The organism is Fodinicola feengrottensis (assembly GCF_039530045.1).
Classification (GTDB): Bacteria; Actinomycetota; Actinomycetes; order Mycobacteriales; family HKI-0501; genus Fodinicola; species Fodinicola feengrottensis.
Map to the genome: position 1 here is coordinate 1 of NZ_BAAANY010000055.1, position 16,947 is coordinate 16,947.

At 68.3% G+C, this 16,947-nt stretch carries 16 protein-coding genes and 1 tRNA gene; 5 read left to right on the plus strand and 12 right to left on the minus strand.

Annotated features, from left to right (window positions below; genetic code table 11):
* Positions 1-717: 717 nt before the first annotated feature.
* From ABD301_RS41325 to ABD301_RS41335, 3 genes are all read left to right on the plus strand, one after another.
* The gene (locus ABD301_RS41325) at positions 718-1,062 is read left to right on the plus strand and encodes a hypothetical protein (protein WP_344315474.1); all 345 of its coding nucleotides are present in this window, start codon (positions 718-720) and stop codon (positions 1,060-1,062) included.
* A gap of 18 nt (positions 1,063-1,080) precedes the next feature.
* Positions 1,081-2,001 carry an LLM class flavin-dependent oxidoreductase gene (locus ABD301_RS41330; RefSeq protein WP_344315475.1) on the plus strand — a complete coding sequence of 307 codons (921 nt, stop codon included), beginning with the start codon at positions 1,081-1,083 and terminating at the stop codon, positions 1,999-2,001.
* A 78-nt stretch (positions 2,002-2,079) separates the two neighbouring features.
* Positions 2,080-2,211: a hypothetical protein gene (locus ABD301_RS41335; RefSeq protein ID WP_344315477.1), complete on the plus strand. Its 132-nt coding sequence runs from the start codon at positions 2,080-2,082 to the stop codon at positions 2,209-2,211.
* 78 nt (positions 2,212-2,289) lie between these two features.
* On the opposite strand, the gene ABD301_RS41340 is transcribed toward ABD301_RS41335, so the two are convergent.
* From ABD301_RS41340 to ABD301_RS41370, 7 genes are all read right to left on the minus strand, one after another.
* A complete protein-coding gene (locus ABD301_RS41340; protein WP_344315478.1) occupies positions 2,290-3,777 on the minus strand; it encodes an FGGY-family carbohydrate kinase in 1,488 nt (495 codons plus the stop codon).
* A complete protein-coding gene (locus tag ABD301_RS41345) occupies positions 3,774-4,817 on the minus strand; it encodes an NAD(P)-dependent oxidoreductase (protein ID WP_344315479.1) in 1,044 nt (347 codons plus the stop codon). The genes ABD301_RS41340 and ABD301_RS41345 overlap by 4 nt, the downstream gene beginning before the upstream one ends.
* Positions 4,810-5,805 (minus strand): zinc-dependent alcohol dehydrogenase family protein, encoded by a 996-nt coding sequence (locus ABD301_RS41350; protein WP_344315480.1) that lies wholly within the window; start codon positions 5,803-5,805, stop codon positions 4,810-4,812. Before ABD301_RS41350 ends, ABD301_RS41345 begins: the two co-directional genes overlap by 8 nt.
* Before the next feature lie 48 nt (positions 5,806-5,853).
* Complete coding sequence (locus ABD301_RS41355; protein ID WP_344315481.1) at positions 5,854-6,777, minus strand: 1-phosphofructokinase family hexose kinase; 924 nt, start codon at positions 6,775-6,777, stop codon at positions 5,854-5,856.
* Positions 6,774-7,217 (minus strand): GNAT family N-acetyltransferase, encoded by a 444-nt coding sequence (locus tag ABD301_RS41360; protein WP_344315482.1) that lies wholly within the window; start codon positions 7,215-7,217, stop codon positions 6,774-6,776. Before ABD301_RS41360 ends, ABD301_RS41355 begins: the two co-directional genes overlap by 4 nt.
* A 49-nt stretch (positions 7,218-7,266) precedes the next feature.
* On the minus strand, positions 7,267-8,073 hold the full coding sequence (locus tag ABD301_RS41365; protein WP_425552039.1) for an aminoglycoside phosphotransferase family protein: 807 nt from the start codon (positions 8,071-8,073) through the stop codon (positions 7,267-7,269).
* 162 nt (positions 8,074-8,235) lie between these two features.
* Positions 8,236-8,308: transfer RNA gene (locus ABD301_RS41370), tRNA-Asn, on the minus strand.
* Between the two features lie 126 nt (positions 8,309-8,434).
* On the opposite strand from ABD301_RS41370, the gene ABD301_RS41375 reads away from it, so the two are divergent.
* A complete protein-coding gene (locus ABD301_RS41375) occupies positions 8,435-8,728 on the plus strand; it encodes a hypothetical protein (RefSeq protein WP_163572791.1) in 294 nt (97 codons plus the stop codon).
* Positions 8,729-8,731: 3 nt separating this feature from the next.
* On the opposite strand, the gene ABD301_RS41380 is transcribed toward ABD301_RS41375, so the two are convergent.
* The 3 genes from ABD301_RS41380 to ABD301_RS41390 are packed head-to-tail and all read right to left on the minus strand — an operon-like array spanning position 8,732 to position 11,639.
* Positions 8,732-9,256 (minus strand): hypothetical protein, encoded by a 525-nt coding sequence (locus ABD301_RS41380; RefSeq protein ID WP_163572792.1) that lies wholly within the window; start codon positions 9,254-9,256, stop codon positions 8,732-8,734.
* A 6-nt stretch (positions 9,257-9,262) separates the two neighbouring features.
* A complete protein-coding gene (gene dnaG / locus ABD301_RS41385) occupies positions 9,263-11,155 on the minus strand; it encodes a DNA primase (RefSeq protein ID WP_163572793.1) in 1,893 nt (630 codons plus the stop codon).
* Between the two features lie 10 nt (positions 11,156-11,165).
* Complete coding sequence (locus tag ABD301_RS41390) at positions 11,166-11,639, minus strand: MarR family winged helix-turn-helix transcriptional regulator (protein ID WP_163572794.1); 474 nt, start codon at positions 11,637-11,639, stop codon at positions 11,166-11,168.
* Between the two features lie 91 nt (positions 11,640-11,730).
* Here ABD301_RS41390 and ABD301_RS41395 point away from each other — a divergent pair, with 91 nt between their 5' ends.
* The gene (locus tag ABD301_RS41395; RefSeq protein ID WP_279582696.1) at positions 11,731-12,915 is read left to right on the plus strand and encodes an MFS transporter; all 1,185 of its coding nucleotides are present in this window, start codon (positions 11,731-11,733) and stop codon (positions 12,913-12,915) included.
* A gap of 90 nt (positions 12,916-13,005) precedes the next feature.
* Here the strand turns inward: ABD301_RS41395 and ABD301_RS41400 are convergent, their stop codons facing one another.
* Entirely contained in the window at positions 13,006-14,229 is a 1,224-nt protein-coding gene (locus ABD301_RS41400; RefSeq protein ID WP_344315484.1) for a deoxyguanosinetriphosphate triphosphohydrolase, read from the minus strand.
* A 13-nt stretch (positions 14,230-14,242) separates the two neighbouring features.
* A complete protein-coding gene (gene ppdK, locus ABD301_RS41405; RefSeq protein ID WP_344315485.1) occupies positions 14,243-16,912 on the minus strand; it encodes a pyruvate, phosphate dikinase in 2,670 nt (889 codons plus the stop codon).
* Between the last annotated feature and the right edge of the window lie 35 nt (positions 16,913-16,947).

Below are 16,947 nucleotides of genomic sequence, written 5' to 3' on the forward strand. Positions count from 1 at the left end.
ACCGTCCAACCCATACCGAACATCGTACACCTGTTCGAATAGACGAATTTCGTTGGGGTACCTACTCAAATCGACGCCACCCAGGCATCCCGCTATTCGGTTAGCAGGTTGTCAGATTATGTGCGCCACCGAAGGGGCTTGCTCGAGCGAACTCCGGCGGCCCCGGTTCCCTCGAAATACCTGCTACGGCGCGAAATTGTCGTACCCTCCCGTTTTCCTTTCCCCCTCCCTTTGAACGGGCGGGGGGTGGGTCGAGAGGTAGACCTTAATTTTTAGTTGAACATCGGTCCTCGAACCCACCCCCCACCCGTCACTGGGTGGGGGTGATTTTTGGGGGTGGGTACGACAGTTTCGCGCCGCACCCTGTGTAGAGCTGCACAATCGGAATCCGATTGTGCAGCGGGTGGGTGGGGCGGGCGGCTTTTGACTGTCGGTGACCGGGTACTGGGTGGGGGTATGTCCGATTGTGACGTCGTTGCCGATTCGGGGCTGATGGATGGGCAACAACGTTACAAACGGACATGGTGGGTGGCGATGTTCGCGGAAATTGGTCACTGGCGGTGAACGTTGATCCCACCAGTCCCGATAAGAACAGTGGAATGTGGCTGACCGGATTCCGTCTCATATTTCGGGATGGGAGTCCTGTATTTCGGGCTCGACCGTTACCTCTGTGACTCCAGTGATTATTCGCGCGAGCTGCGGAGGCCGTGCGGGGCGATGGAAGAAGGGATCACGGTCGTACGAGCACTGTCTGGCGGCGGCGGGGCCGGTCGCTTTCGACGGCGAGTTCTACCAGGTCAACGGCCCGACTCCGAAGATCTGGACTGGCTCGGTGGGTCCGCGATCGTGGCGGTGACCGGGAGGGTAGCCGACGGCTGGACTCCCGGGCACGTCGCGGACTGGCTGAGCGAGCGGTTCGCGCAGTCACGGCTCATCATCGACCGGGCCGCCGAGGCGATCGGTCGCGATCCCGCCGACATCGCGACGATCGACAACATGCGGGCGCCGATCACCGCCACCCCGTTGGCCACCGAAATCGCGCCAGCGGTGCGGCCGGCCTGACGGGCTATCGTCGAGCCCATGAGATTCGGGATCTCCATTCCGCAGGACGTGCCCGCCGACGGCTTCGACCCGGCTGGGCTGCGCGCCTTTCTGACCCGCGCCGAGGAGCTCGGCTTCGAGAGCGCCTGGACGCAGGAACAGGTGCTGAGCCACAAACCGACGCTCGGTGCGATCGAGACGATGACGTATGCGGCAGCGTGTACGGACCAGTTGCGGATCGGCTGCTCGGTGTTCGTCACGCCGTTGCATTCTCCGGTTCACCTGGCGAAAAGCCTCGGCACGCTGGACCAGCTGAGCCAGGGCCGACTCGAGGTCGGCGTCGGTACGGGCGGGAAGCGACGGCCGTTCGCGGCGTTCGGGATGGACGGCGAAGGTCTGATCACTCGGTTTACCGAGGGCCTGCAGCTCATGCGAGCACTGTGGACGCAGGAGAAGGTCACCTTCGACGGCCGGTTCTGGCAGCTGGACGGCATGTCGATGGAACCCAAACCGGTGCAGGCGGGCGGCCCGCCGATCTGGTTCGGGGCCAGCGCGGAAGCGGCGCTGAAACGGGCCGTAAGGCTCGGCGACGGGTTCTTCGGGGCGGGGTCAACCAGCACAGCGCAGTTCGTCGAACAGATGCGGATCGTACGCGCCGAGCTCGACCAACAGGACCGCGATCCGTCCACTTTCCCCATCGCCAAACGGGTCTACCTCACGATCGATGACGACACTGCCCGCGCGAAAGAGCGGATGGGTGCCGCCCTTAACGAAATCTACGGTCCGTTGGGGATGCCTGACCTCACGCCGGTGTCCGTTTATGGCTCCGCGCAGGAGTGTGTCGACGGCTTGCGCGCCGTTGCCGCGGCCGGCGCCGAACGGATCCTGCTCAACCCGCTTTTCGATCAGTACGAACAAATGGAGCGGCTCGCGGCCGAGGTCGTGCCGCATTTCGGGTAAGCCGGATCACATTCAGGCGGGAACAAAGTCGGGGCGGCTTTTGCTGTACACCACGAAGCCGCAAAGAAGATGGAGTTGGTGAAGATGTTCCGCCTCAACCTACCGACCCGAAGCAAGCAGACCGTGACTCGCGAGAGCCCAGCGCGTGCTGACCGTGAGCTGGAGCGCGTACGCGACCGCAGCATGGTCGCCCGTGGCGTTCAGCTGTAGAGACCCCGACGGAGCCGGCCGGCTCCGCGGCGAGAAGATAGATCGAAGGCGTCCCCGGACGGGGACGCCTTCGGCGTTTCAGCTCGGCTTCCAGAGCGGTTGGAGCGTACTGATGAGCTGTGTGTACGCGTCCCAGCGACGCGCCATCCGGTCGGTGCCGGCGGCGGTGGGGACGGCGTCGCTGACGACCCGGACAGCCTGGTTGGCGGCGGCTGCCAGAGACTCGTAGAGACCGGCGCCGATGCCGGCGAGCATCGCGGCACCGCGAGCGCCCGGCTCGTCGGTGTCAGTGACCTCCAGGCGCAGGCCGGTGGCGTCCGCGAGCAGCTGGCTCCAGAGCTGACTTTTCGCACCACCACCACACAAACGGGCGGTCGGCGCCAACGGGAAAGCGGACCGCAGGGCGTCCAGATGCCAGCGGTGGTTGAAAACTATCCCCTCCATCAGCGCCAGCAGCAGGTGCCCGCGAGTGTGCCAGCCACGCATTCCGTGGAAGCCGCCGGCGGCCCGCGCGCCGAGGTCGAGCGGCGAACCATAGAGGAATGGCAGGAAAATCAGCGGATCGGCGTCGTCACCGGCCGCCAGCGCCGCCACTGCCTCCTGGCCCACCTCGTCGTACGACATTCCGCTGCCAAGAGTCCGGACGAACCAGTCGAGGTTGGTCGACGACGCCGGCGAAGTGGACATGTTCAGCCACTGGCCTGGACGCAGGAACGCCCGTGCCTGCCAGCGGTGGTCCAGTCGTACCTGGTCGGAGATGACCTGGTTGATGCTGAAGGTGCCCATCACGATCGACACGTCACCGGCGCCAACCGCCCCCATCCCGAGTGCCGCCGCGTCCACGTCGTGCGCACCGGTCACCACCGGTGTTCCGGCCCGCAGGCCGGTCGCGGCGGCCGCCGCCTCGGTCACCGCCCCAGCGGGTGCGGCACTCGCGAGCAACGGCGGCAACCGGTCAGAAATGCCTGGTACGGCGTACAAACCGATGGCCTGATCGCTGTACGCCTGGGTGTGCACATCGGTGAAGGAAGCGCTGGCCTCGGTCGGGTCGGTGGCCACCTCGCCGGTCAGTCTCAGCCGCAGCCAGTCCTTGCAGAACAGCACCCACCGGGTCCGTTCCCAGTGCGCCGGCTCGTTTTCGGCCAGCCAGCGGTAAAGCGCGGCCGGCGAGCCGGCGAACGGCGACTGGCCAGTGAGCGGCAGCGCCTTGCGGGCTACCCCGTCTGCCTGCCAACCGTCCACAATGGAGTACGCGCGGGAGTCGACCGCGGTGATGCCCGGCCGGACCGGATCACCAGCTCTGTCAACCAAATACGCGCCGTCGTTATGGCCAGCCAAGCCGATTGCGGCGACGTCGGACGGATCGACGCCGACGAGCGCGGCACGAATGGCTGTCGCGGTGGCTTCCCAGACCGCCGCCATGTCCCGCTCCACCCAGCGTGGTCGCGGCGACGACGAGGGCACCCGGGCCGAGCCCATGCCGCGCTGTTGCCCGGAAAGATCGAACAGCGCGGCCTTGGTGACCGTCTGCCCGGCGTCGATGCCGAGCAGCAGCGGATCGCTCACACCCACCCCAGGTCAGCCGCGTTCGCCGCCGAACCACACCGCCCAGTGGCCAAAAACTCCTGGACCGCAGCGGCCACCAGTCGCACCGACGTGCGGTTCGTGTCAATGGTGTCGCCGCCAAAATGCGTGGTGAACGTGACGTTGTCCAGCGCCCGCCACGGACTGTCGGCCGGCAGCGGCTCGTGGTCGAAAACATCCAGTCCAGCACCGGAAATCCGGCCGGTGGACAGCACGTCGTAGAGCGCTTCGGTGTCCACCACCCGACTGCGCGAGACGTTGATGAAATATGCTTCCGGTTTCATCAGAGCGAAATGTTTCGCGTCAATCATCCGGTCGGTCTCCGGTCCGTGCCGCAACTGGACGACCACGAAATCCGATTCGGAGAAAACCTGGTCAGCGCTCGCCGCTCGTTCGACACCGGACGCTGAAAGGACCTCGTCGGCGACATACGGATCGTACGCGATCAGCCGCGGCGCGAAACCGGCCAGTTTCTCGGCGAACCGGCGACCGACCTGACCGAACCCGAGCATCCCGACCGTCCGGCCACCGATTTCGATGCGGGCGCCAGGGAATTCCTTTCGCCATTCGCCGGCCTTCACCGAGGCGTCCGCGCGGGCGATATTGCGGGCCTCGGACAACATCAGTCCGATTTGCAGCTCGGCGACCGCGGATGCATTCCGCCCGAAGACCGGGACTACCCCGATCCCGCCGGCGGTGGCCGCCGGGATGTCGACGTTTTCCAGGCCAGTACGGGCAACCGCGACCAGCTTCAGCGCCTCGCTGGCGGCCAGCACCGGCGCGGACACCGGCGCGAAATGCACGCAGAGCACCTCCGCGCCGGCCACCGCGGCCAGCAGCTCGGCCGGCGCCGAGACCGCGCCGGCACCGCCCTTTTCCATCAGCTGCTGGGATTCGTGCTGCTCCGCCTTGGTGCCGGGCAGCTGGAACGTACGCGCGTCACCCAGTTCCGCCTGAACCAGTGCGTCCCTGAACTCGGCGGCCGGGATGAACTCGTCACCGACGGCAAGGACGTCAGCCACGAGGCAGCACCTGCGTTTTGAGCCCTTTCCCACCGCGGAAGGCGTCGAGGGCGGCCGGATACTGTTCCAGCGGCAGCCGGTCGGTGATGATGGTGTCCGCGTCGACGAACCCGGCCGCGAAAAGCTCGGCCGCCCGCGGATAGCTGTGCAGCACCGCCATCGACCCGACGATGGTGATTTCCTGGTTGTAGATGCGGAAAGGCGAGAACTTGGCCACCGCGTCCTCATTGGACACCCCGAACTGCAGGAAGGTGCCGCCCTTGCGGGTACGGCTGAAACCGTCCTCGATCGCCGCCACCACCCCGGTGCAGTCGATCACGATTTCCCAGCCCAGCGGCCGATCCAGCTCGGCCGCGCTGGTGGCCACCGCGGTGGCGCCGAGCTTGGTCGCGGTGGCCAGTCGGCCGGCGTTGGTGTCCACGACGGACACCGACGCGGCCCCGGTGCGTACGGCCATCTGCAAGTTCAGCAGCCCCATCGTGCCGGCGCCGTAGATCAGGATGTGCTGGCCGACCCGCGCGGACAGGACGTCGAAGCCCCGCACGACACACGACAGCGGCTCGATCAGGGCGGCGTCTTCCAGTCGTACACCCTCGGGCAGTACGGACAGGTTTTTCACTGGTGCGAGCGCGAACTCGGCCGCGCCGCCGGCCTTGGAGACGCCGATGGCGGCCCAGTTGTCGCACAGGTTTCCGCGGCCCAGCTTGCAGAAATGGCACTCGCCGCAGAACAGCGATGGGTCCACCGCGACCTTGTCGCCGACCCGGACCTCGGTCACGTCCGACCCGATCTCAACCACCTCACCGGCGAACTCGTGACCGGGGATGATCGGCAGCGACGGTGCGAACTCCCCGTCCGCGATGTGCAGGTCGGTGCCGCAGATCCCGCAGGCCGCGACGCCGACGACGACGTCACGCGGCCCTGGGGTCGGATCCGGCACAGTCTCGACCGAGACCTTGCCCGGCTCGTGGATGACCGCGGCTCTCATCTGATCACTCCCTCTGGCGCGTAAGACCTACTGCACTACCCAATCAAATCAGTCGACGCTGGTCGCGCCCGAGTGCGCCGTGACGGTGACCGCTTCCGGCGGCACCGGCCGGTCCGGCACCTGGGCGGTGCCGGCCACCAGGCACGCGGACGTCCCCCAGGCGACCGCACGGGCCAACCGCTCCGGCTCCGGACCCTCGACCGCCAGGAACCCGGCCAGCAGCGAGTCGCCGGCGCCGACGGTGTTGACGACCTCGATCGTCGGCGGCACGGCCTGCCACCAGCCGGCCGGGCTGACCAGCACGGCACCCTGCGCACCCATGCTGACCAGCACAAATGCCGTCGGCGCAAGGGACCGGGCGGCGGCAACCGCGTCGACTGGCGAGCGTACGTCCCGACCGCTCACCTCGGCCAGCTCCTGCGCATTGGGCGCGATCAGGTCCGCGCCGGCGTCGATCGCGGCCCGCAGCGCGGGTCCGGAAGTGTCCACGGCAACCCTCGTCCCAGCCGCGTGACCAGCGGCGATGGCCGCCTCGACGAGCCCGTCCGCGGCGGCCGGCAGCGACCCGGAGACGACCAGCCAGCCGGCGCCCTCGCAAACCTCGCGGGCCGTACTCACCAACGACGCCCGCTCACCGGCGGTCAGCTCGGCACCGGGCTCGTTGAGCTTGGTGGTTTCGCCGCCGGGCAGCACGACCGAGAGGTTCACCCGCACCGGCCGGGCGGTCGGGATCGCGTACGTGACGATGCCGTCGGCCTTCAACAGGTCCACCAGCTGCGTGCCCTCCGGGCCGCCGGCCGGCACGATCGCCACCGACTCGTACGAGCGGGCGACCAGCACCCGGGTGACGTTGACGCCCTTCCCGCTGGCCTCGACCCGCGCGGTGCTGGTCCGGTTGACCGCGCCCGGCACCAGCCGGTCGAGCGTCACCGTACGGTCGATGCTCGGCGTCGGCGTCAACGTGACGATCACTTGCGATCCCCTCCGTCCAGGCGCATCGTCAGGAACGCGGCACTGCCGTCCTCCGGGAAATAGCGGTCCACCTCCACGAAAGCACGGGACTGGGCGAACCGCACACCGTCCACATTGGTCACCAGCACCACCGTCTCGATGGCGCCCGCACCCAGCTCGTACGCCCGCGCCAGCTCCGACTCGTAAAACCGCTGCCCGTACCCGCGCCGGCGGTGCGCGGCCAGCACCCGGACGATCACGGTGGCCGTCCTGTCCGGGCCCGCTGGCGGCCGTACGGTCGCGCAGCCCACCAGCGTGTCGTCGACATACGCCACCGTCAGGTGGTTCTGGCCGATCCGCTCCCGAACCTCCTCGACCGACAGCGCCGCGTTGGGAATGATCACGTTGTGGACCTCACGCCAGTCATGCAGCGTTCGCTCATCCACCGGCTCAATGCGCATGGTCACACCCAATGACCTGCCAGCGCCGCCGTCAACCGGCTTTTGCTTACTAGTGGCCCTCGAATGCCAGCACACGATCGAGCGCCGCTCGGCCCACGGGTCCCCAGTTCGGCTTGCCGCCAGGAAGGCCGCGATCTCCGTTTTGGCCCATGAGCATGAGAAAAAGGCTCTTCATCGCGGCCAACCCGCGAGCGCGCCGGATTGTCGCCTCGTCGGCACGCGCGTACGCGTCGAAGAACCGTGAAGCCGCGCCCGCCGGAAGCAGCAACCACGCGGCCGCGAGGTCCCACGCCGGATCGCCGGCGAACAGGTCACCGAAATCGATCACGCCCGCGAGCGTCCCATCCGAGACGACGACGTTCGCGGGGTGGAGGTCGCCGTGCAGCCACAACCGCGGGCCCTCCCATTCGGGAGCCGCGGCGGCATCGTCCCAGACAGCCCGCGCCTTGCCGGCAATGTCGCCGAGGTCAACAGCTCGCATGAAATTCTCAAAGCCGCCCGTGCAGTTCTTGGGGTGAGCGCCGCGGTCCGTACTGTCCGGCGCTTCGGCGGGTGCCTCGACGTGGAGCGCCCTCAGGAAGCTCGCCAGAGTGTCGGCGGCGTGGTCGGCACGGCTGATCGAGGCGCGGTCCAGGGGCTCGCCAGGAACCCACATCATCACCGTCCAGGGCCATGGAAACCGCACGGACGGTTCACCGATCCGCACCGGGATCGGGACGGGCAGCGGTAGCCGCGGGGCCAGGACGGGCAGCCACTGGCGTTCCCTGAGGAGAAGATCCGGGGCATTGCCGGTGCGCGGCATCCGTACGACCAGGTCGTCGCCGAGGCGCCACTGCTGATTGCCCCAGCCGCCCACCACCTCGACGACAGGCAGGCCCGCAAGATCTGGATGCTGCTCTTTCAGCAGGGAGCGCACCACATCCTCGTCGATCTGGACATTGTCCACGTACGACCTCGAAGTCAGGCGCGGGAAGATGTGGTGCTGGCCAGGGGTTTTGGCCCCTGACCTCGCAACTTGCTCCCCGGACTGGACTCGAACCAGTAACCCTTCGGTTAACAGCCGAATGCTCTGCCAATTGAGCTACCGGGGACCGACGCTGACGTTTCCGTCTCGCGCGATTGAAAGACTACACCAGGCAGTGGGTCGCCCCGACAGGGTGGTCCGGGGCAGGATGGAGGTGCACGGTAGGTAGCCCGGTTGCTAGGAGGGATGACCCATGAGCACCATGACCAAGGTCGCGTTCGTCGCCGGACTCGCCGTCGGGTATGTGCTGGGGACCCGAGCCGGCCGGGAGCGGTACGACCAGATTCGCCGGCTGGCTCGGGCGGTCAGGGAGAATCCGACGGTCCAGGAGACCGCCGGCATCGTCCAGGCGCAGGCCACCAATGCGGTCGTCGGCGCTCGCGACATCGTCGCTGACCGGCTCGCACAGACTCCGGTCGGCGAGCGCTTCGCCGCTGTCTTCAGCAACGCCCCGAGCGGGCACGTGAACGGCGCCGGCCCGGCGTAAGCGTCAGGGTTGGGGTGGAGCGGCCGATCGAGCGGCAGCGTCGATCAGATCCGCGACCTGCGCTCGTACGGCCGGGTCCTTATAATCCGTGCCCGCGTCGTAGCGGGCCGCCCAGGCCAGGCCGTCGACCATGGGCACCCGGCGGCCGACCACCCAGACACCGCCGGTTGCCAGCTGGTGGTGGGCTGAGTACGCGACGCTGCGGGTGACTCGGGTGCGCACTTCCGGCGGCAGGTCGCCGGGGTCGGTCAGCCGGATGTGCAGCGGCGGGCCGTCCGCGACCACCCCCGGGTCGATCTCGTCGGACGGGATAACGGTCAGCACGCCCTCGGCCCAACCGGCCTTGTGGATCTCGTGCCAGCCGAGCCGGCGGCGCGGCTCGGCCGGTGGCCACAGACCCTGCGTGGTGGCCACGACCAGCGTGCCTTCCTCCGTACGCCCCCAGGCGACCACCCGCTCATGCGGGTCGACCAGGGTCTGCGCCTGCGCGGGGATGCGGCGGGCCCGCAACCGGTCGAAGATGCCCATCTTGTTCTACAAACCGCCTATCGCCTGCTCACGCAGGCCGCGCCGATGCTGTTCCAGCGCGAACAGCTCGCCAGCCAACCGGGCCGACTCGTCCGGGTTCTCCACCGGGTTCAGCCGCTGCAGCCGCGACTTCAGCGGCATGATCTGCCGCACAACGGCGAGTTCCTGCAGACGGGCGAGCACGATGCCCGCGTATCTCGGGTCGGGCTCGGTCGAGCTGTGGGCCGGCTCCACCGCCAGCTCGGCGACCACGCTCTGGGTGACCAGGTCGTCGCACGCCTCCTGGATGCGCTGCACCCACTCCGGCCCGGCGGTGCCTGTGACCACGCCACCGACGGCCTCCAGCGCCTCGCGGATGCAGATATAGACGGGATGCGTGTACGCGGCTGCCTCGATCGCGTCGAACATCGGGCCGGCCAGCACGGGGGTCTGCACCGCGAGCTTGAGTGCCTCGCGTTCGACGCCAAGTGCCTGGTCATCGGCCTGCGGGCGCTGCTGCCGGGGCACCTCGGGCGCGGCCTCCACGGCCGCGGGGCCGGGCCGGCGCTGGCCCTTGGGGGCGGTGTTGGCGGCCTCGGCGACGGCCCGGTTGACCGGCTCGATCTCCATGCCGAGCCGGCCGGCCAGCCATCGCGCGTATTCCGGTCGCTGGGCGCGGTCCTTCAGCCGGGCGACGTGCGGCGCGCAGGCCCGCATCGCGGCGACTCTGCCCTCGACGGTGTCCAGGTCATATCTGTCCATGGTGGACTGCAGGACGAACCGGACCAGCGGGGCGCGACGCTCGATCAGGTCCCGTACGGCCAGGTCGCCGTTCGCCAGCCGGAGCTCGCATGGGTCCATCCCGTCCGGGCTGATCGCGATGAACGTCTGCGCGACGAACCGCTGGTCGTCCTCGAAGGCGCGGCGGGCCGCCTTCATGCCGGCCTCGTCGCCGTCGAAGGTGAAGACCACCTCGCCGCGGAACTCGTCCTGATCCATCAACAGCCGGCGCAGCACCGAAATGTGCTCGTTGCCAAAGGCCGTGCCGCAGGTCGCCACCGCGGTCGGCACGCCTGCCACGTGACAGGCCATCACGTCGGTGTAGCCCTCGACCACCACCGCGCGGTGCCGCTTGGCGATCTCCCGCTTGGCCCGGTCCAACCCGTACAGCAGCGCCCCCTTCTTGTAGATCGGGGTCTCCGGGGTGTTCAGGTATTTCGGGCCGTCGTCGTCTTCCAGCAGCCGGCGCGCGCCGAAGCCGACCACGTCACCGGACACCTCCCGGATCGGCCACAGCAGCCGGCCGCGGAACCGGTCGATCAGGGTGCCGCGCCGGGACTGTTTCGCGAGGCCGGCGGTGACCAGCTCGTCCTCGGTGAACTTGCGGCCGCGCAGGTGCTTGGTCAGCGCGTCCCACTCGCTCGGCGCGAACCCGCAGCCGAAGTCCGCGGCGACGGTCTGGTCGAAGCCGCGCTCGGCCAGGAACTGCCGGGCCGGACGGGCGCCGGCGGTGCCCAACTGCTCGTTGTAGAACTCCAGCGCGGCCACGTTCACCTCGACCAGCCGCTGCCGCTGGCCGGACCGCTTGGGTTGCACCGGGCCGCCGCCGGCGGTCTGCTCGTACGTCACCGCGACGCCGGCGCGGGACGCGAGCCACTCCACCGCCTCGGAGAAGCCGAGCATCTCCGACTCCATCACGAAGGTGAAGACGTCCCCGCCGACACCACAGCCGAAGCAGTGGTAGAAGCCGCGCGCTGGACTGACCGTGAAAGAAGGTGATTTCTCGTCGTGGAAAGGGCAAAGTCCCTTGAGGCTGCCGCCGCCGGCCGATCGCAGGGTCACTCGACCGGACACCACGTCGGCGATGGGCGACCGCTCGCGTACGAGCGCGACGTCGGTGTCCCGGATGCGGCCTGCCACGGCCGAGAGTCTAGTCCGGCGCCGACCGACGGACAGTCGCCGGAGTCAGGGTGGCGACCAGTCGGGCCAAAGCCGGCACGGCGGCGGTGATCGCGTCCCGGTCCGCGGTCGAGAGAGTGCCGAGCGCACTGCCGATCCGGCGCTCGTGTGCCTGCTGCCAGTCGGTCAGCTTCTGCCGGCCGGCGGCGGTCAGCGTCAACCGGCCGGCCCGGCGATCGGCCGGGTCCGCCTGCCGGTCCACCAGGCCGGCCTCGATCAGCTGGCTGGCGAGACCACTCACCGTGTTCGCGGCCAACCGGAGCTGCGCGGCCAGGTCGCCGATCCGCTCGGACGGCACGTCACCGAGCGCCTGCAGCAGCTCGACCTGCGCGATCGGCAGTGACTCGGCCGGGTAGTCGGTCCGGATGCTGGCCCGCAGCGCCCGCCGCAGCCGGGCGACCACGTCCGTCAGCGCCGCGACCTCGTCACCGCTGTCCCCGCTCATCGGCAGAGCTTATCCAGCCGGCCCTCGCGGTGTGGTGGACGGCACAATGCCTCGGATCCCGATTATCTCGGTCTCCGATATAATTGGGTACGTGCTGAGTCGACTCTTGGTGGAACCGGCACGACCGGCGATCGTCCGCGATCGTTCGTACGCGCCGTGGCTCGCCGTCGCGGCGGTCACCATCGGCGCCTTCATGGGGCAGCTCGACGCCAGCATCGCGACGGTCGCACTCCCCCGCATCCAAGCCGACCTCGGCGTCTCAGTCGGCGCGGTCGAGTGGGTGTCACTCGCGTATCTGCTGACGCTGATCGCCACCATCATCGCCGTCGGGCGGCTCGCCGACCGATATGGACGCAAGCTCTTCTACGTGTACGGGTTCGGGCTCTTCGCGCTGGCCTCGCTCGGCGCCGGCCTCTCCGGCTCGCTGGAGATGCTGGTGCTTTTCCGTGTCGTACAGGGAATTGGCGCGGCCATGCTGCAGGCCAACAGCGTCGCCCTGATCGCCACCAGCCTGCCCCGCCATCAGCTCGGCCGCGGCATCGGCATTCAGGGCGCCGCCCAGGCCGTCGGGTTGACGCTGGGTCCGGCAGTCGGCGCGCTGGTGGTCGCGCACTGGGGCTGGCAGGCGATTTTCCTGCTGAACGTGCCGGTCGGCGCTCTCGGCATCGCGCTGGGACTGGTATTCCTGCCCCGCAGCCGCGGTCTCTGCCGCAGCGCGATTCGCTGGCTCGACTTTTTGCCCGCACTGCCAGGATTACTGGCCGGACTTGGTTCCTATCTGGTGCTCTTTGGCGTACTTTTCGTCATCCCGTTCAGCTACCACGGCGCCAACACGGGACTGGTCTTGACCGCCCTGCCGGCTCTGATCGCGATCACCGCACCCGTCGCCGGCTCCCTGGTCGTACGCGTCGGCGGCCGTGCCCTGACCACTGCCGGCATGCTTCTGTCCGCGCTGGGGCTGGTCTTCTTATCGCTGGCATCCGGCGCGTGGTTGACCGCCGCGGCTCTGGGGGTCGTCGGCATCGGCATCGGCGCGTTCACCCCCGCCAACAACGCCGGCATCATGGCCCTCGCGCCGCCGGGCCAACCCGGCATGACCAGCGGCGTCCTCAACCTGACCCGAGGTCTCGGCACCTCCGCCGGCGTGGCCCTCACCGGCGCCGTCTACACAGCCACCTCCGGCAGCGTCCCAGTCACCGTCCTTACTCTCGCCGCGGTCGCGGTCGTGGCCGCGGTTCTCCAGGGGGTGCGGCGCGAAACTGTCGTACCCGGGTGACATTTTGAGCCCCCGCCCTTTCAGAAGGGTGGGGGGCGGGGGGCGGGTTTTCATTACGTAAGTAGACGCGCGCGCGAGATAAGCGCGCGTTCAGCGGGCGCCGAGCCGGTTGGCCCAGCGTTGGATGGAGGCGTCGGTGAGGCTGGCGACCTGGTCGATGATGACGCGCAGCCGGGCCGCGTCGTTCGGGGCCTGCGTCCACAACGGACGAAAGACCGGGTCGAGGGCGTCCGGGGCTCGTACGGTCAGGGCCGTCACGACACCGGTGACGAGTTCGCGCTGCCGGGCGTACGCCCACTGGGCATCTCGCCGCTGCATCACCCAGCGCCAGGCGATCGCCTTCAACAGCGCACATTCGGCCCGGGCCCGGCGCGGCACGATCAGGTCGGCGGCATAGCGGCGGAGCGGGCCGGGGCCGTGGGCGGCCTGGGTCGCCTCCAGCGCCGCCTCGCTGAACCGGCCGGTCAGCGCGCTGGTCAGCGCTTTCAGCGCGACCTGCGACCGGTGCCCACCGTCGTAACGGGCCACCGCGGTGATCACCGAATGGCCCCGGATGTCGTCCAACACCTGCGAAAGCTCGCCGGCTGACTCGTCGGAATACATCCGGGCGGCCAGCTTGCACAACTCCGCCCGCTCGTCCCGATCATCCAATGTGGACAGTTTGATATGGCCGGCGTGCACGCCGTCTTCCACGTCGTGGACGGAATACGCCACGTCGTCCGCCCAGTCCATCACCTGGGCTTCCAGGCAACGGGCCCGATCCGGTACGCCTTCGCGCAACCACTGGAAACCCGCGCTGTCGTCGGCGTAATAACCGAATTTCCGCTGCCCGTCGGTCCGCGGCCACGGATATTTGCAGGTCGCGTCGAGGCTCGCCCGGGTCAGGTTGAGGCCGACGCTGCGACCGTCCGGCTCGACGACCTTCGCCTCCAGCCGGGTCAGGACGCGCAAAGTCTGCGCATTGCCCTCGAAACCACCGCACCCGCCGGCGACCGCGGCCAGCGCGTCCTCGCCGTTGTGCCCGAACGGCGGGTGGCCGAGGTCGTGCGCGAGCCCGGCGGTGTCGACGATGTCCGGGTCACAGCCGAGCGCGGCGCCCAGCTCGCGGGCGATCTGGGCGACCTCCAACGAATGCGTCAGCCGGGTCCGCGGGAAGTCGTCGACGCCGGCCGTGACGACCTGCGTTTTGGCCGCCAGCCGGCGAAAACCGGCGCTGTGCAGGACCCGCGCGCGGTCGCGCTGATACGCCGTACGGTCGCTGGTCGGCGACTCCACCACCCACCGCTGCTCCGCGTGGTCGTCATATCCGGGCACATCGCCAAGCCTGTCACAAAATAGCGGCGCGGCCAGCCTCCAGCCGGGCCACCGGCACCCGGAACGGCGAGCAGGACACGTAGTCCAGGCCCACCTGGTGGAAGAAGTGCACCGAGGCCGGGTCTCCGCCATGCTCGCCGCAGACGCCCAGTTTGAGGTCCGGCCGGGTGCCGCGGCCTTCCTCGGACGCGATCCGGATCATCCGTCCGACGCCCTCGACATCGAGCGACTCGAACGGCGAGACACCGAAAATGCCTCGGTCGAGATAGCGGGAGAAGAACGCGGCTTCCACGTCGTCGCGGGAAAATCCCCACACCATCTGGGTCAGGTCGTTGGTGCCGAAGGAGAAGAAGTCGGCGGCCACGGCGATCTGGCCGGCGGTCAGCGCGGCCCGCGGCAACTCGATCATGGTGCCGATCAGCATGTGCAACTCGACGCCAGTGGCCGCGCCGACCTCGGCCAGCACGCGCTCGGTCTCGTCCCGTACCAGCTCCAGCTCCTGTACGGCCCCGACCAGCGGGATCATGATCTCCGCTCGCGGGTCGCCGCCGGCCTTCTTCCGCTGCGCCGCGGCCTCCGCGATAGCCCTGACCTGCATGGCGAAAAGGCCGGGGATGACAATGCCCAGCCGTACGCCCCGAAGCCCCAGCATCGGGTTCTGTTCGTGCAGCCGGCGGACCGCGTCCAGCAACCGGTGATCTTCCTCGGTGGCCTCGCCACGCTCTTGGGCGACCGCGACCCGGACCGAAAGATCGGTCAGGTCCGGCAGGAACTCGTGTAGCGGCGGGTCCAGCAGCCGTACGGTCACCTCCTTGCCGTCCATCGCCTCGAAGATCTCGATGAAGTCGCCGCGTTGCAGCGGCAGCAACGCGGCCAGCGCCGCGTCGCGTTCTTCCTTGCCCTCGGCCAGAATCAGCCGCTCCACCTGGTGCCGGCGCTCCCCCAGGAACATGTGCTCGGTACGGCACAGCCCGATGCCCTCGGCGCCGAACCGGCGGGCCCGCGCGGAGTCCTCGCCGTTGTCCGCGTTCGTACGCACGCCCAGCCGGCGGACCGAGTCGGCGTGTTTGATCAGCCGGTCGACGGCCTGCACGAGGTCGTCGTTTTCGCCTGGTTCAAGGGTTCCCTCGAAATACTCAACGACCGGCGAGTCGGTGACCGGCACCTCGCCAAGGAAGACGTCGCCAGTCGAGCCGTCGATGGAAATCAGGTCGCCTTCGGACACGACAGTGCCGTCGGCCGCGGTGATCGTGCGGCTCTTCTGGTCGACTTCCAGTTCTTCCGCGCCACACACGCAGGTTTTGCCCATTCCGCGGGCAACCACGGCAGCGTGCGAGGTTTTCCCGCCCCGGCTGGTCAACACCCCGACCGCCGCGATCATGCCGTTCAGGTCGTCGGGGTTGGTCTCCCGGCGAACCAGAATCACCTTCTCCCCGGCCGCCGCCTCGCGAACAGCGGTCGCGGAGTCGAAGACGACCTTGCCGACGGCCGCGCCGGGCGAGGCATTCATGCCCTTGGTCAGCTTCTTCGCGTCCGCGGTGGAGCCAAACCGCGGGAACATCAAGTTCGCCAACTGATCGCCGGTGACCCGCCGGAGCGCTTCGTCCTGGTCGATCAAACCCTCCTCGACCAGCGCCACCGCGATCCGGAAAGCGGCCGCGGCGGTACGCTTGCCCACCCGCGTCTGCAGCATCCACAGGTTCCCGCGCTCAATGGTGAACTCGATGTCACACAGGTCGAGGTAGTGGTGCTCCAATGTGGACATGATGCCCAGCAGTTGGTCGAACGACTTCTTGTCGATGTTTTCCAGCTCGGCCAGCGCGACCGTGTTGCGGACCCCGGCGACCACGTCCTCGCCCTGCGCGTTCTGCAGGTAGTCGCCGTAAATTCCGGTCCTGCCGGTCGCCGGGTCGCGGGTGAAAGCGACACCCGTGCCAGAGTCCGGGCCTAGGTTGCCGAACACCATCGCAACGATGTTCACGGCCGTGCCGAGGTCCGACGGAATGCGTTCCTGCCGGCGGTAGAGAATCGCCCGCGGTGCGTTCCACGACTCGAAAACCGCCTGGGTGGCGAGGTCCATCTGCGCACGCGGATCCTGCGGGAAGTCCTGGCCGGTCTCGTCGACGATGATCTTTTTGAAGGTCTTGACCAGATCCCGCAGATCGTCCGCGTCCAGGTCGATGTCGTTCTTGGCGCCTTTGGCCTTTTTGGCCGCGTCGATGGCGGACTCGAAGTGCTCGCCGTCAATGTCCAGGACGGTTTTGCCAAACATCTGCAGAAGTCGCCGGTACGAGTCCTGCGCGAACCGTTCATCGCCGGACTGGTTTGCCAAGCCGTGCACGGATTCGTCGTTTAGACCGACGTTCAGAACAGTTTCCATCATTCCCGGCATCGAGAACTTGGCCCCGGAACGTACCGACACCAGCAGTGGATCGGCCGCGTCGCCGAGCGTCTTACCCATCGTCTTTTCCAGCGCTGCCAGGTGTTCGCCGACCTGACCGGCGAGCTCCGGCGGATTCGCGCCAGTCTCCAGAAAGGCCTGGCAGGCGCGGGTAGTGATGGTGAATCCGGGCGGCACCGGCAGTCCCAGGTTCGTCATCTCGGCGAGGTTCGCGCCTTTGCCACCGAGCAGGTCCTTCTGGTCCTTGTTTCCCTCGGCGAACGCGTAAACATATTTGGTCACGGACCTTGCTCCTCACCGTCAACGGCAACGGCCCG

What these genes read in the sequence shown, in the direction of transcription:
- ABD301_RS41325 (WP_344315474.1), top strand. Translation starts at nt 718, where the DNA reads ATGGAAGAAGGGATCACGGTCGTACGAGCACTGTCTGGCGGCGGCGGG.
- ABD301_RS41330 (WP_344315475.1), top strand. Translation starts at nt 1,081, where the DNA reads ATGAGATTCGGGATCTCCATTCCGCAGGACGTGCCCGCCGACGGCTTC.
- ABD301_RS41350 (WP_344315480.1), bottom strand. Translation starts at nt 5,805, where the DNA reads ATGAGAGCCGCGGTCATCCACGAGCCGGGCAAGGTCTCGGTCGAGACT.
- ABD301_RS41360 (WP_344315482.1), bottom strand. Translation starts at nt 7,217, where the DNA reads ATGCGCATTGAGCCGGTGGATGAGCGAACGCTGCATGACTGGCGTGAG.
- ABD301_RS41375 (WP_163572791.1), top strand. Translation starts at nt 8,435, where the DNA reads ATGAGCACCATGACCAAGGTCGCGTTCGTCGCCGGACTCGCCGTCGGG.
- ABD301_RS41380 (WP_163572792.1), bottom strand. Translation starts at nt 9,256, where the DNA reads ATGGGCATCTTCGACCGGTTGCGGGCCCGCCGCATCCCCGCGCAGGCG.
- ABD301_RS41390 (WP_163572794.1), bottom strand. Translation starts at nt 11,639, where the DNA reads ATGAGCGGGGACAGCGGTGACGAGGTCGCGGCGCTGACGGACGTGGTC.